Origin of the sequence: Leptospira bourretii (assembly GCF_004770145.1) — a bacterium.
Classification (GTDB): domain Bacteria; phylum Spirochaetota; class Leptospiria; order Leptospirales; family Leptospiraceae; genus Leptospira_A; species Leptospira_A bourretii.
The window spans coordinates 304,220-317,955 of record NZ_RQFW01000010.1 but is presented as its reverse complement, the minus strand read 5'-3'; the positions used below and the strand labels follow the sequence as shown (position 1 = coordinate 317,955).

Annotated in this window: 13 protein-coding genes; 1 reads left to right on the top strand and 12 read right to left on the bottom strand. The window is 41.1% G+C overall.

The features are described 5' to 3' along the window. Positions 1–39: 39 nt before the first annotated feature. Together EHQ47_RS06450 and EHQ47_RS06445 are read right to left on the bottom strand one after the other, a co-directional pair. Positions 40–693: an adenylate/guanylate cyclase domain-containing protein gene (locus EHQ47_RS06450; protein WP_135776795.1), complete on the bottom strand. Its 654-nt coding sequence runs from the start codon at positions 691–693 to the stop codon at positions 40–42. 31 nt (positions 694–724) lie between these two features. Next, positions 725–1,318 (bottom strand): TetR/AcrR family transcriptional regulator, encoded by a 594-nt coding sequence (locus tag EHQ47_RS06445; protein WP_135747952.1) that lies wholly within the window; start codon positions 1,316–1,318, stop codon positions 725–727. A gap of 184 nt (positions 1,319–1,502) precedes the next feature. Here EHQ47_RS06445 and EHQ47_RS06440 point away from each other — a divergent pair, with 184 nt between their 5' ends. Beyond that, positions 1,503–1,892: a DoxX family protein gene (locus tag EHQ47_RS06440; protein WP_135747582.1), complete on the top strand. Its 390-nt coding sequence runs from the start codon at positions 1,503–1,505 to the stop codon at positions 1,890–1,892. 164 nt (positions 1,893–2,056) lie between these two features. Here the strand turns inward: EHQ47_RS06440 and EHQ47_RS06435 are convergent, their stop codons facing one another. The 10 genes from EHQ47_RS06435 to EHQ47_RS06390 all read right to left on the bottom strand — a co-directional run bounded on the left by EHQ47_RS06435 (position 2,057) and on the right by EHQ47_RS06390 (position 13,593). Further along, the gene (locus EHQ47_RS06435) at positions 2,057–2,626 is read right to left on the bottom strand and encodes a hypothetical protein (protein ID WP_135747581.1); all 570 of its coding nucleotides are present in this window, start codon (positions 2,624–2,626) and stop codon (positions 2,057–2,059) included. Beyond that, complete coding sequence (locus tag EHQ47_RS06430; RefSeq protein ID WP_244290241.1) at positions 2,623–3,078, bottom strand: MarR family winged helix-turn-helix transcriptional regulator; 456 nt, start codon at positions 3,076–3,078, stop codon at positions 2,623–2,625. The genes EHQ47_RS06435 and EHQ47_RS06430 overlap by 4 nt, the downstream gene beginning before the upstream one ends. A gap of 256 nt (positions 3,079–3,334) precedes the next feature. Further along, positions 3,335–3,850 (bottom strand): Lsa16 family lipoprotein adhesin, encoded by a 516-nt coding sequence (locus tag EHQ47_RS06425; protein WP_135747587.1) that lies wholly within the window; start codon positions 3,848–3,850, stop codon positions 3,335–3,337. A 10-nt stretch (positions 3,851–3,860) separates the two neighbouring features. Further along, entirely contained in the window at positions 3,861–5,111 is a 1,251-nt protein-coding gene (locus EHQ47_RS06420; protein ID WP_135747579.1) for a hypothetical protein, read from the bottom strand. Between the two features lie 8 nt (positions 5,112–5,119). Further along, a complete protein-coding gene (locus EHQ47_RS06415; RefSeq protein WP_135743962.1) occupies positions 5,120–5,707 on the bottom strand; it encodes a c-type cytochrome in 588 nt (195 codons plus the stop codon). Then, positions 5,704–6,270, bottom strand: coding sequence for a DUF3341 domain-containing protein (locus tag EHQ47_RS06410; protein ID WP_135776793.1), 567 nt, complete (start codon positions 6,268–6,270; stop codon positions 5,704–5,706). The genes EHQ47_RS06415 and EHQ47_RS06410 overlap by 4 nt, the downstream gene beginning before the upstream one ends. 1 nt (position 6,271) lies before the next feature. Continuing rightward, positions 6,272–7,645 carry an NrfD/PsrC family molybdoenzyme membrane anchor subunit gene (gene nrfD, locus EHQ47_RS06405; RefSeq protein WP_002974485.1) on the bottom strand — a complete coding sequence of 458 codons (1,374 nt, stop codon included), beginning with the start codon at positions 7,643–7,645 and terminating at the stop codon, positions 6,272–6,274. Positions 7,646–7,665: 20 nt separating this feature from the next. Next, a complete protein-coding gene (locus EHQ47_RS06400; protein ID WP_208727404.1) occupies positions 7,666–10,794 on the bottom strand; it encodes a TAT-variant-translocated molybdopterin oxidoreductase in 3,129 nt (1,042 codons plus the stop codon). 24 nt (positions 10,795–10,818) lie between these two features. Continuing rightward, positions 10,819–11,331 carry a cytochrome c3 family protein gene (locus EHQ47_RS06395; protein WP_081581578.1) on the bottom strand — a complete coding sequence of 171 codons (513 nt, stop codon included), beginning with the start codon at positions 11,329–11,331 and terminating at the stop codon, positions 10,819–10,821. A 261-nt stretch (positions 11,332–11,592) separates the two neighbouring features. Next, positions 11,593–13,593 (bottom strand): methyl-accepting chemotaxis protein, encoded by a 2,001-nt coding sequence (locus EHQ47_RS06390; RefSeq protein WP_135776791.1) that lies wholly within the window; start codon positions 13,591–13,593, stop codon positions 11,593–11,595. Positions 13,594–13,736 lie beyond the last annotated feature (143 nt).

Genomic DNA, 13,736 nt, shown 5'->3' with positions numbered 1-13,736 from the left:
TTAAATTTCAAATCTTATTTGTTTGTTTTCTATCTCGAATTATAATACTACCCATTTGGGTTCTTCTAAAGTATAAACCAAACGAAAGGCTCCATCGGAACCAGGTGGGATTTCTGAGATGGATTCAAAATCAAAGTCAGTGGTTTCGTCAGCATTTTCTTTGACAGCATTTGTGACTAAAATCTCCCAAGCTTTGGCAGTATCTTCACCTAACTTGGATGCTGCGTTCACTTCTGCACCAAAAACATCGGTATCTCCAATCTTTAGGATTTTGCCATACCCAAGTCCGACACAAAGTAAAATTTGTTCTTCGGCAGTTCGACCTTCATTATAACGTTTACAGGCTTTCTGCATTTGGATGGCACACTGAATGGCTTTGTTGGTATTGCGAAAAAGAACCATCAGGCTATCCCCTTCGTCTTTCATCAGAATTCCATCAAATTCATCCAGAACAGGAATAAGGATTCTTTGTGATTCATAGATGGTTTGTAAAAAATGAATGATTCCAAATTTGGCAACCCCACGAGAAAATCCAGAGAGATCCGTAAACATCACACACCAGGTTTCTCCAAACAGATCCCAAATTCGTTTGTCGATGATTTCTTGGTTGGAACCAGGGTTCAAACGTTCTTCTAAAAGTTTTTCTAATCGTTCTTCAGATGCAGAGGTGGCAATGGTGCGTTTTTGACCCATGGATGCGAGTATAACACTTTCGTTATGAATGTCAATGGCAATGGCTTAGTAAATGATCTCGAAAAGAAAGATACAAAGAATCATAAACCTTTCTATCATTCATTACTTTTCCCATGGCAAAGGTTGCTTCTTGAAAAGTGACGATAAACTCTGCAAGTTTCATTGTGTCTGTTTTTGCTTTTAAAATCTTTTTCTTTTTTGCAATGTCCAAGTGAGTTTTTGTGTTTTGGATCCACTGGGACAAAAGATCCTTTGCTTTCTTTTGAAATTCTGGATCTATTGCGGACATTTCTTGGCCCAAGTTGTTCAATGGACAACCCCTCGAAACAAACTCATCTGGCCACTCTTCAAATGTCTTTTTAAATGTAAGAATGATTCCTTCCACGGGATCATCATAGTTTTGCAAAGGCAAAATCCACCGATCCAAAATTCCTTTGGATAGAAACTCATCGATGATGGCATAACCCACATGGTTTTTCGTTGGGAAGTGGTAAAAGAAAGCACCAATGGTTAAGTTTGCTTTTTGTGCAATTTCACGAACCCCCACACCCTGAAATCCATTTTGGTAAATCAGAACGAATGCAGATTCAATGATCAGTTTACGAGTTTCCTCTTGTTTTCCCATTCCTCATTCGTTCCTTTTTTCTCATAAAACGGAATCAACTCCCCCAAGAGAACACCAATTTGTCCGGTAGTCCGCCAACTGTTTCGGGAATTCTCGTTTCTATTTATATTGATTATAAATTCTATTGACAACATATCACTGGATATGTTTTTCTGACCAGACCGATTTTTTAGCAGGTAATTTTATGAACGAAATAAACCAATCCCCAACCTACCTTTGGGTGGGACGAATTCTCAGTGGTCTTGTGGTAACTTTTCTCCTCTTTGATGCGGGTGGAAAATTAGCAAAAATTGAACCAGTCCTAAAAAGTATGGAGGAACTTGGTCTTCCCTCATCGAGCGCTACGACCATAGGAATCCTTCTTCTTGTGATCACAGTGATGTATGCCATTCCGCAAACGGCAACCCTGGGAGCACTTCTACTCACTGGATATTTAGGCGGTGCTGTTGCCATCCACCTGCGTGTGGGAAATCCACTTTTCAGCCATACTCTTTTTCCGGTGTATGTAGGAATTCTACTTTGGGTGGGTCTTGCGTTAAGAAACCCAAAAGTAAAAGATCTATTTTGGTTTTGATAGAACAAACAAATTGTTCTGCCTTAGGAAACATAAACCTATTCCCTACGCAATTGTTTTAGCGAGGATATATTTATGTTTCCGGGTAACACTTACCGAGTATTCATTTTATTGATATAAAGCTAAAAATTTCAAAACAAACTATATCATTTCGATGAGTTCTTTTATCCATCGATCTTTAAAATTTTTACAACTAGTGGAATCATCAATATCGAAATTCCAATATAAATGGATACCCGGAAGTAATTCAGAAGGACCCACTTCCGAATTTCATTGGAAATCTCAAGAGAATAGTCACTTACAGTATTTGCCAAAGACTGGAACCTGATGATCTTTTCTGCAAAATATATCAGAGTCCAAACTCGGACAGCCATATGAAGGATGAAGAGAAAAAGTAAATAGTTACCAATCCCGTCGATCGGATAACAAAACAAGAGAGATATTAAAAATATGATTTCATGGATTGAATGAAACGAAATCCAAAAGTATTTCAAATTAGCAGATTTAAACTCTGTATTTAGTATTTGGAAATTGGGGGAACTCCCCTTAGCCCAACGGGGAACAAAAATAAGAGTTTCAAAAATCTGGGCCCCATTCATCAAAAAATAGACTAGTAAGTTTATAAATAATGAGTATTTAGCGAGGGCTAATGAATGATCGGAGACCAAAGAAGTTATATCTTGTATCCCGATCATTGCGGTGATTAGAAAAGATTTTATTACAACTAAACTCATAGTTCATTTTTTCCCTGTAAATTTTTAGAGATTCTCTCCATAATTCCGATGGCTGATTCAAAATATCGATGAACCACTTCTAAGTCCCGACTTGTAAAACTAGAAATCAAAAGGTCAGTATCTTTTTGTAATTTTTTAAAGATCGGTGCAAACAATTGGTTTGCTTTTTCTAAATTAGGAACAATCATCACCTTTCGTCTATCCACCTGTAAAAATTTCCGTTTTACTAATTTATTTTTCTCTAACCGGTCAATCACACCGGTAATGGCTCCTGTCGTAAGGCCAGAAATCTTTGCCAATTCTCCGGCACTCATCTCACCATTTTCAATCAGGTATCCCAAATATTTATGATCTGTTCCCGAAAGACCGGCCTTTTTTGCAATGGCCTCATGCATGTTCAGAGCCGTTTCAAAGTATTTACGTGTGGTTATTTTGAAATTTGAAGTTTCCATTGGTTCCAAGTTCAACTATATCTTAATGACTATATATCTTAGTAACTAAGATATATAAATACAGCAAACACAAATTTTTCTTTTTAAGGAAAATTGATTTGGATGGGACTACGGGATTTAAAAAGAAACGTACGTTTTGGGCTTTCTATTAGATTCAATAAAAAAGACCCTTGGTTTCCCTTGGGTCTTTTTATAAAGATCTGATCGATGATAGATCCAGGATCTAGTCCCGAATACAAAATCAAACAGTAGAATCTTAGTTTTGTTTTAACATGTTTTTGTTTGTGTAAGGAACTTCTTCCAAACCTTTCGTAAGATCAGAAAGTGGGATCTTATCTTTCGGAAGATCTTTTAAGCTACCATACTCAAATCCACGTGGATAATGTTCTTTGTCTGTTGGGCTGTAAAATGGGTTATACTCTTTTACTAGGCCTTTGGAATATCTCCAAACACTAACTTCTGGATCTTGGCTCACAACAAAACAACGAGGGCTCATATAACCTTCGTTTTTCGCCGTTTGCACTTTTACAAAATACTTCGGAGCCCAAACGTTGTGGTTACGAGCATCAAATATTTTCACTACTGTTCCTGCAGGAACAAATTCCACTACTTTTGAATTAGAATCTGCTTCTGAATACAAAGGAACTGTAAAATCCAAACTTGCTTTGTTTGTTTTGGCATCACAATTTTTATGCCAAGTGACTTCCGCATTTTTGGAACAAGCTATGAAACTTGCTCCCACAATCATGAGTAATACAATTTTGTTTTTCAATTCCATTCTCCTATTGGTGGTGGTGGAGGCACTCATCCAAACGAGGGTCTCCAACCGGAACTAAGCTGTGTTTTTCCAACTTTTTGAAGATAAAGAATCCGAAGATTCCTACCACACCCACTGTTCCACCGAATGCTAAAACAAAGTGAAGGATAGAAAACTTTTCGAAGTTTGCAGGGAAAACCAACCAGAATAGTTCAAAGAACTGAGTGACTAGAATCCAAGCTGCCAATTTCCAAAGGAAATCAATGTCTCTTTTGTTGGGACGATTGAGAAGAAGAAGGAATGGAATCACGAACTTCACAAAAGGAAGTGCGAGAGTTGTATATCCCCATCCGCCAGTCATACGCATTTCGTAGAAGAAAGTTTCTTCTGGAATGTTTGCATACCAAATGAGCATAAATTGAGAGAACCCAACATAAGCCCAAAAAGTTGTCATACCCAAAAGGAATTTTGCAATGTCATGGTAATGGTTTTCGTTGACTGCTTCACCAAGGTATCCGTTTTTCTTCAAAATTGCGATGACAATTAAGTAAGAAGCAAGGGAAGTTTGGAAAGCACCTGCAAATGCATACACACCAAACATAGTAGAAAACCAGTGCGGAGTGAGTGACATGAGAAGGTCAAATGCCATAAAACACCAAGAAAGTGCAAAGAAGAGAATAAATCCCCCAGAGATCTTTGCCAAAGTTTTGGTTGTATCCACAACCTTATCTTTGTCCTGACCCACTGACTTTCCATGAAAGATGTAAGCAAATACTGACCAAATACCAATGAAAGCCACACATCGAATGATGAAAGCTGTTGGGTTTAGGTAACCTGATTTGTGGTGGATGAGGTGGTCGTTTTCACGAACTGTTGCATCCGCCCATTCATAAAGGTCATGCATTCCAAAAATTACACCCACAAGCAAAAGACCTGCGATTGGTGTAAAAAGTCCGTAAGTTTCAAAAAGTCGTCTAACAGTGACAGACCAATGAGATCCCGTTAAGTGTTGGATTGCTGTAAAAAAGATTCCTGTGATGGCAAGACCCACAACAAAGTAAGTTCCAATGAGTAAAACATGGTAACCTAAATTTGTATGATGGAAATGACCAGCTTCGTCCATATGACGAGATGTTTCATGACCAAATCCGAGGAAAGCGATGAGAAAACTCACCACTCCCACTCCGATCATAGCAATGAGGGCATTACGAAGAGTAACTGGCAGTTGGAACTGCAGTAATTTTTCGTCTAGTTTCGCTGCTTTTGTAGAGCTCATAATTTCCCCTAGTTCGCCTTTTTATTTTGAACTTCATATTCTTGAAGTTTTCGGATGTAAGCAATGAGCTTCCATCTGTCTTCTGGTTCGATTTGGTAAGCATAACTTCCCATGAGACCACGACCCATCGTGATGATATGATAGATTTGTCCATCAGACCAACCTTTGATTTTATCAGACACAACAGAAGGAGGTGATTGTTGGAACCTTGGAGCAGGTCCGACAACCGTTCCATTCCCAAGACCCCTTACCCCATGGCAAGGTGTGCAGTAGGTTTGGTAACGTTTTTCACCAATCATTAAGTCACCTAAGTTTGCTTTGGCGATTGGATTTTTTAATCCTTTGTCTGCGCCTGGCAATGTGTCAGGAGTTGCCTCTGCTGCATATGGGTATGGAAAATATCCTACAGGGATTGCGCCTTTGGGTGGAATCCGAGAAGCAGATCCATTTGTTGCAAAAGAATCAGCTTCTTGTGACTCACGCGCAGGAGAATCATACATACTAGGAAAGTATTCATAAACGGGAGTTTTGTAATCGCAATTCACGAGAACAAGGAGTCCCGCAAGTGCTAAAACTCTAAAGATGTTTTGTTTCATTTTTGGTTCTCCGGTTTTACCACGGTTACTTCCGATCCACCAAGGCCTTTTACGAAAGAAACCACTTCTGATTCGTTATAACCTTTTGCAGATTTTGGAATCCAAAGTCCGAATCTGTGAGATGTCAAATCCGGGTGAAGGATTCTTCGGGTGGCTTTGGGAATACCGCTTAAAAAACATAGTGTCGCAACAGTGTAAATCCCTGCAGAAAATACTGTTAATTCAAAGATGATTGGCACATAGGCAAACCATGCATTGAGAGATTTTCCAGAGATATTGAGAGGCCAGTCATAGGCATGAGTAAGATACTGAAAAAGAATCCCAATCGTGCATCCAAAAATCCCTGCAAAGAAAGTGATCCAAGGAAGTCCAGATCTTGGAGTTCCCATCGCTTCATCGATCCCGTGAACAGGATAAGGAAGGATACAATCAAATCCTTGGTAGTCTTTTTCTTTGGCTTTTTCAGCCGCATGCATGATAGCTTCCGGAGTCTCGAAAATTCCGAGAACTCCTTCATCCATTTCTTTATATTTGTGAAACTGTTCTAATTTTGGAAGATACATACTAGTGGTGTGCTCCTTCTTTCTGTGGCATCACTGTTTTTACTTCTGCAATCGCAATCACTGGCATAATTCGGCACCAGAGAAGGAAGAGAGTAAAGAAGATACCGAAAGTTCCGATTAACATCGCGTAGTCGAAAAGTGTCGGTGTATACATGGCCCAGCTGGATGGTAAAAAGTCTCGGTTCAGAGTCATCATGATCACAAAACGTTCAAACCACATACCTACGTTTACCACAAGGGAAGCCACAAACATCACAGGGATGTTGTAACGAAGTTTGCGGAACCAGAACACCTGCGGTGACAATACGTTACAGGAGATCATGATAAAGTATGCCCAACCGTAAGGACCAAAAGCTCTATTCCAGAATGCGAACACTTCGTATTCATTTCCAGAATACCAAGCGATAAAGAATTCTGTTCCGTAAGCAAGACCAACGATAAGACCTGTTACCATCATGATTTTATTCATGTTGTCCAAGTGTTTCATCGTGATGTAGTTCTTGAGATTGAACACTTCACGAGCAATGACCATCAGTGTTACCACCATCGCAAATCCGGAGAAAATCGCTCCGGCAACAAAGTATGGAGGGAAGATGGTCGTGTGCCAACCAGGAAGGATGGAAACAGCGAAGTCGAAGGATACAATGGTGTGAACCGAAAGAACGAGTGGAGTGGAAAGAGCTGCGAGAATCATGGAAACGATTTCCAAATGAGACCAAGATCTAGCCGAACCCACCCAACCGAAAGCAAGAACGTTGTATAAGTTCTTTCTCCAGGTTTCGGTGGCACGGTCACGGAGTGTTGCAAGGTCAGGAATGAGTCCTAAATACCAGAACACCATGGAGATGGAAAGGTAGGTTGATACCGCAAACGTATCCCAAATCAGTGGGGAACGGAAGTTCACCCAAAGTGGACCTCTTTCGTTTGGATAAGGAAACAACCAAAATCCGAGCCAAGGACGACCTACGTGAAGGATGAGGTTCGATGCCGCAACGAGTACGGCAAAGATGGTCATCGCTTCTGCAGCGCGGTTAATCCCTGTTCTCCAACCTTGACGGAAAAGAAATAGAACCGCAGAAATCAAAGTTCCTGCGTGACCGATACCGATCCAAAATACGAAGTTGACTACGAAAAATCCCCAACCTACCGGGTTATTGATCCCGAGTAGGTAAAGACCTTCATAAAACAAATAACCGATGATGGCTACGTCGATCAGGGTGATCGTAAGAACCAAAAGAAAGGTATTCCACCAAAGTTTGGTAGGGAAATCTTCGTTTGGTTTTGCGATATCAACGGTTACATCTTTAAGCGACTTCCCGCCTGTTACCAGGTCGGGGATATCTAATTTATCTCGAACTGCTTGTGCTAATGACATTCCCTTTGTGTTCTCCCCTGTTAAACGTCGTTTCGAACGCGAGTCATATAGCTGACAGCAGGTCCGATGTTTAGGTATTCCAGAAGTTTGTAAGACCTAGGGTCTTTCAAGAGCTTCGCTACTTTTGATTCAGGATCATTTACGTTACCGAACACAATGGAATTAGAAGAACATGTTTGTTCACATGCTGCTTTTACTTCTCCATCACGTAATGTTCTTCCTTCGTTTTTCGCTGCGATTTTTTTCTCAGCAACTCGAGAAGCACAGAAGTTACATTTTTCCATAACCCCACGAGACCGAACGGTAACATCTGGATTAAGGCCTAAGTTTCTTGGAGGGCGAGCCTTAAATGTAGGTGTTGCTTCCCCGAGAAGGTTGTGTTCATTCCAATGTTCTAACCAGTTAAAACGACGCACTTTGTAAGGGCAGTTGTTAGAGCAGTAACGAGTTCCCACACAACGGTTGTAAACCATATCATTGGTTCCTTCCGAACTGTGAACAGTCGCAGCTACTGGACAAACTGTCTCACAAGGAGCATTGTCACAATGTTGGCACATGAGTGGTTGGTGCGCAATTTCGAGTGATTCTGGTTTTTCAGGATCACCGATGTAGTAACGGTCAATCCGAAGCCAATGCATCTCACGACCCATTCTCACTTCGTCACGTCCTACCATTGGCACGTTGTTTTCAATATTACATGCAACTACGCAAGCACCGCAACCAGAACAAGAAGTAAGGTCCACTGCCATTCCCCATTTGTATCCTGGGTAGGCAAATTGGCTTCCTGGTTGGTCGGAAGGAGCGTTGGCTCCTTGAGCTCTTTGTAATTTTCCATCGATTAGGATTTTTGGAATCTCTGGTTCAGGAATTCCTGCACCAGGATTTTTTGCATAATCTTGGAGTTTTGCAGAAATGATAAGAGGTCTTTCTTTCCACTCAACACCCATCATCACACCAGGACTCATCATATGGTGATCTTGTGTGGTAGCGAGTTTGTATTTCTTTCCTGTAGGAGAAAGAGTGATGGAAAGTCCAGAATAAACGAGTGATCCGTTTACTTCTGTTGCAAGAAGGTTTGCATTTTTCCCTACTCCGTTTCCAATCTCACCGACGTTTGTTCTTCCGTAACCAAGAGCAATTCCCACTGCTTCTGGATGGAGGCCTGGTTGGACGAGAGCCGGAAGTTCAAATGATTTACCGCCAACAGTGACCGTAACAACATCATTTAACTTAATTCCCGACGAACGAGAGTATTGTGGGCTAATAGCAACATAATTGTCCCAAGTCACTTTCGATACTGGATCTGGAAGTTCTTGGAGTTGCGAGTTGTTTGCTCTTTCACCAGAACCGAGTGCGGTGCTTTCGTAAAGAGAAACAGTAAGACCTGACTTGGAAGGTGCAAGAGGAGCGATGGTTCCGCGGAACGAACGTCCAGACTTGTCAGCTTTTGGATTTCCAGAAACTAACACACCTTTTCTGAGTAAGTCTTCCCAGTTAGTTTTTTTAGAGTATTTTGCTTTTAGATAGTCGTATAACGAACTTGCACCAAGGAGAGATCCACCAGCCCAAGTGATGAGCATGTCTTCAAACGCTTTGGATTGGAAGATCGGTCGGATGGTTGGTTGTTGGATTGCAACAATTCCCGCTACCGATTCATTATCACCCCAAGACTCAAGGAAGTGCGACACTGGAGCAAGCCAGTTCGAAGCAAGTGCTGTTTCATCCACTCGGTCAGAAACTTGTACTACTTGTGCTGCTTCATGAAGGAGTTTTTTCCACTCATCTCCGTTTGGCGCTTGGTAGACTGGGTTCACACCAAAAAGAATGACCACACCGGCCTTTCTTTCTTTTAAGTCTTTTGCGAGTGTTTTTAAATTCTCTGCGTAATTAGAACGTCCTTCTTTCAAAGGGTTTCCCGCATCGATGGTTTTTCCATCGTTACCGAGTATGCTGTTTAACATGTTCACTGCGATTTGTAAATCAACAGCGTCTTCCGTAAGAGCATTCGAACCACCAGCAACAACAAGGGACTCTCCCTTTGCTGACGCAAGAGCCTTCGCTGTGCGTAAAACCACTTCTTTGGAAATTCCCAGTTCCGCTGCAGAAGATTCTACATTGATTCCAGAAACTCCTGTGGCTCCACCCACTCCCAAATCAGAAAGCGCTTTTGCAATCACAAGAGCAAACTTTCTTTGGTCACCTGGTTTTAGTGGCACTCTTTGGTCAGCGTTGGAACCCGTCATAGACGGATGTGTTTCTGCCGCAATGAAAGCATTGAAGGATTTTACACCTTTGTCTTGTAAGTCTCTTCTTTTAGAGAAGTCATTGTGGTAGTTTGTGTGATTTAAAAAGTCACTATCGATGGAAAGGATTACTTTTGCTTTGTCGAAATGATAGTTTGGTAAAACTGCCTTTCCGTAAGATTTTTCTTGAGCAATTGTGATCGCATCATCAGAAGAAGCAAATGCTACTTCGATATGTTTTCCACCACCAACCGATTTTAAGAATTCAGAAATGAATTCAGAAGTGGCAGGAGAAGAAAGAGGTTTTGTGACAACAATGGTTTTTCCTTTGTTGGCGTTTAATTTCTCTTTTACATCTTTGTCCAAAACAAACCAGTCGCTAGACTTAGCAGATCCATTCACCACTTGTTGTGGTTCTTTGGCACGGTCTGCATCATAAAGATCAAAAATGGAAGCTTGTCCTGAAGCACAAAGAGCACCTTCCGAAATAGGATGGCTTGGATTTCCTTCGAGTTTCAAAGGTCGTCCGTCTTTTGCTCTCACAACAATACCACAACCAACAGAACATCCACCGCATACGGAAGCGTAGTGGTAAGAGTGTCCATGTTTTACGAAGTCATATTGCTCTACTTCGTTGTTGTCTGGGTTCTTGATGGTGAGGTTCACATATGGAACAATTTTTTCAGCAGGTTTTTGGATACAACCAACAGTTGTCATCACAACTGAGGCACCCATAAACTTTAAAAAAGTTTTTCTATCAAAATCACCCTTTTTGATTTTTGCAATCAGGGGATCTGGAGATTTATAGAACTCTTGCTTTTGCAATTCACGTTCGCGAGAAGTTCCGCGAAGTTCATAAGATTGCCAAAGCGATTTTTTTTCTTTTTGGAAACTATGGTCTTTCATCATAAATTATTACTTGTCTCCCGATTATCTGTGGCACGTAGAACAATCGTTAGGAGCATTGTTCTCTCTATGGCAATCGACACAAAATCCCATGTTGAGGGACTTGGACTGTCTAACCTTTACCATCTCTGCCATGTTACCGTGGCATGTGGAACAATCGACACCGCGTTGTACGTGTCGTGAATGGTTAAAGTATACGAAGTCTGGTTGGTCATGAACCTTTACCCAGGATACCGGAGTATTGCTATCGTATTGTTCTTTGAGCCACTTAACATGTTCTTGGTTGCCCGCTACGTTACCTGCTCCATGGCAGTTCATACAAGTGGAACTTGGGGGAACTGTGGCATGGGCCGAATTCTCAACACCAGTATGGCAATACTTACAGTCGATTTTGTTATCGCCAGCATGTATCTTATGGTTGAAGGGGATGGGCTGGTCGGGTGAATAGCCCACATAACGGCTAGGTGAAAAAATCAAATATGCTAGTGCTGCAATTGCAACGATAGGCACAGAGATCTTGAGTATTTTTATATTCATTCGCAGATTTCCTGAATCCGTTTACACTGTCTTCTGACAAGGAAAGGTAAAATCAGAAAAAAAGCAAGTATGTAAGGGTTTTGGATGCGAAAAAACATGAAAAGAGACATAATCGTAAATTTTCTATGAACTTTCTTAATTGAAACCGAGTCTCAATTAATTAGCAAAATACCAACGAACACTCGTTATCTTTTTCAAAAAAGACCGATCTCCATTCTGATCGGCCTTAGACTAAGGAAAGGCGGTTCTGGCCGAGGCCCTTTAGTTTTTTACGATGGTAAACCGTTTTGTAATCGCTCGAAGGGTGTCGGCCGCATGGGAGAGTTTCTGCGAGGAGGAAGCCACCTGGTCAGATCCTGTGGCGATGTGCATGGTTTCATTATTGATCCCAATCACCGACTGAGAAATTTGTTCAATGGCTCGTTTTTGTTCCTCAATGGCCCCACGAATCGATTCGGATTCGAGTCCCACTTCGGTGGACCTTGCATCCACTTCCTGGTTATAGTTCAATTGGGCTTTGGTGGCTTCCGATAACCGCTTCATCACACTTTCCACTTCGGCTATGTCTCTAATGATGAGATTGAGGAGTTCTACCGAAGAACGTATCCCTTTGGCCCCCTCTTCCAATTCTTTGCTATTTTTTCCAATCATGTCCTCGATGGCTTGGATGGAATGAGCCGTTTTGTCGGAAAGTTTGGAGATCTCCTCGGCCACAATGGCAAACCCACGGCCCGCCTCTCCGGCTCTTGCCGCTTCAATCGCAGCATTCAGTGCGAGTAAACTTGTTTGGTCCGAAATTTCGTCAATGATCCCAATCACTTCTTTCATTTCAGAAGAAGATTCCAAAATGACATTAATCACTTCCTTCATTTGGTTGAGTGATTCCCCACCTAGTTTGGCTTGTTTGGTTATGTTTTCGGTATTGGCAAGAGCCGCTTTGGTATCCTTTTCAATTTGGATGGCACCTTGGGATAATTCTAAAATCTTTTCATTGAATTCGATGATATTGTTATGTTGTTTGGAAGTAGATGTTGCAGTTGTTTCCATACTGGCAGCTACTTCTTCTGTGGTAGCTGAAATTTCTTCGGCGGATGCCGCGGTTCCTTGGGCCATATCTGAAAAACTAGAAGAGGAATCACGTAAACCTTCGGCAGAAGAAGCAATCTCTTCTGCGACTGTTTGGATTTCTCCTAGAGAATTTCGGATGCTTTTGACAAAACCATCTAGGGCTAAATTCATTCGGCCAATCTCATCGTGGTTGGTAAGAGTAAATGATTCAGTTAAATCTCCCTTTGCCATTTGGTCCAAAATGACAACAGAGTTTTCCAAAGGTAGAAGACGTTTTTTGAGAAACCGAAACACTCCCAAAACCACAAGAGCTGTAATCAATACCACAACGACTACGGCAAAAATCGCCACTTGGATGAATCCTGAATTCATATCGGATTTGGGAAGAACCACTCCGATGATGGTATTCCATTCTTCCAATCGTTTGATGAGAAAAGCAAAGTCCTTTCCATTTTCCGTATACTCGAAATAGGCTCCGTCTTTGGCTTCTAAGATGGGGCGACCTTCTGGAATTTTACTTAGGTCTAATTTTAAAATTTTAGATTTATCGGGGCCAGCAAACACAACTCCTTTGGTGGTGATGGCAGTGATATATCCATTAGCACCAACATGGATCCCTTCTCCCATTCGTTTGGAAACAAGTTCTAAGTTTAAAGCGATCCAAAGAATGCCTATCAGCTTTCCATTGTCTTCGATGGGAAAAGAAACAAGACTTACCGGCAAACCAGTGATAGGTGACTCTTGGACAGAACCAATCAAATATTGCTTTTTGAGAGCCACAACAACATGGTCCCCTGTTTTGGATTCTTCCAATTGGTATCCAATGGACCTAGGAATCCCAGCGGCAAAAATTTTAGCGTTTTGGATGGGCTCCGATAAAAAGATATTTTCGTATTCTCCATTTGCTTCTTGCATAATACCAACAAGAAAGTCTGTTGCAAATTTAGATTTTCCCGATTGGAAAGATTCTTTGATTTCTCTTTGTTTGGAAAGAATGCCTGCAATACGAAGTTGTGATTTATAATAATTGGAAAGTTCAGCCCCTGCACTTTTGCCGGCGTTTTCCATTTCTCCTCGGTAAACTTTCAGGAGAAGTCCCCAATTCAAATACAAAATGAGAGCCGATACAACAGTGGATAAAACTAAAATGGAAATAAATGTATAGAGACCAAGAATGTATTTTAAACTCTTCATATACCCTGTATGTGACGTGTTTTGGTGAAATTTTTAAGAGGGAAACGAAGGATTTATTGAAATTAATTTCCAAACTGACAAGCTTCTTTTTTGTTTCGTTTGAAAACAATGTTCAGTTAGGATGAATCCGCAATGGATGTTTT

Coding starts and splice junctions, on each gene's coding strand:
- EHQ47_RS06400 (WP_208727404.1), bottom strand. CDS start 10,794: ATGAAAGACCATAGTTTCCAAAAAGAAAAAAAATCGCTTTGGCAATCT.
- EHQ47_RS06430 (WP_244290241.1), bottom strand. CDS start 3,078: ATGGAAACTTCAAATTTCAAAATAACCACACGTAAATACTTTGAAACG.
- EHQ47_RS06445 (WP_135747952.1), bottom strand. CDS start 1,318: ATGGGAAAACAAGAGGAAACTCGTAAACTGATCATTGAATCTGCATTC.
- EHQ47_RS06450 (WP_135776795.1), bottom strand. CDS start 693: ATGGGTCAAAAACGCACCATTGCCACCTCTGCATCTGAAGAACGATTA.
- EHQ47_RS06395 (WP_081581578.1), bottom strand. CDS start 11,331: ATGAATATAAAAATACTCAAGATCTCTGTGCCTATCGTTGCAATTGCA.
- EHQ47_RS06420 (WP_135747579.1), bottom strand. CDS start 5,111: ATGAGCTCTACAAAAGCAGCGAAACTAGACGAAAAATTACTGCAGTTC.
- EHQ47_RS06410 (WP_135776793.1), bottom strand. CDS start 6,270: ATGTATCTTCCAAAATTAGAACAGTTTCACAAATATAAAGAAATGGAT.
- EHQ47_RS06435 (WP_135747581.1), bottom strand. CDS start 2,626: ATGAGTTTAGTTGTAATAAAATCTTTTCTAATCACCGCAATGATCGGG.
- EHQ47_RS06440 (WP_135747582.1), top strand. CDS start 1,503: ATGAACGAAATAAACCAATCCCCAACCTACCTTTGGGTGGGACGAATT.
- EHQ47_RS06415 (WP_135743962.1), bottom strand. CDS start 5,707: ATGAAACAAAACATCTTTAGAGTTTTAGCACTTGCGGGACTCCTTGTT.
- nrfD (WP_002974485.1), bottom strand. CDS start 7,645: ATGTCATTAGCACAAGCAGTTCGAGATAAATTAGATATCCCCGACCTG.
- EHQ47_RS06390 (WP_135776791.1), bottom strand. CDS start 13,593: ATGAAGAGTTTAAAATACATTCTTGGTCTCTATACATTTATTTCCATT.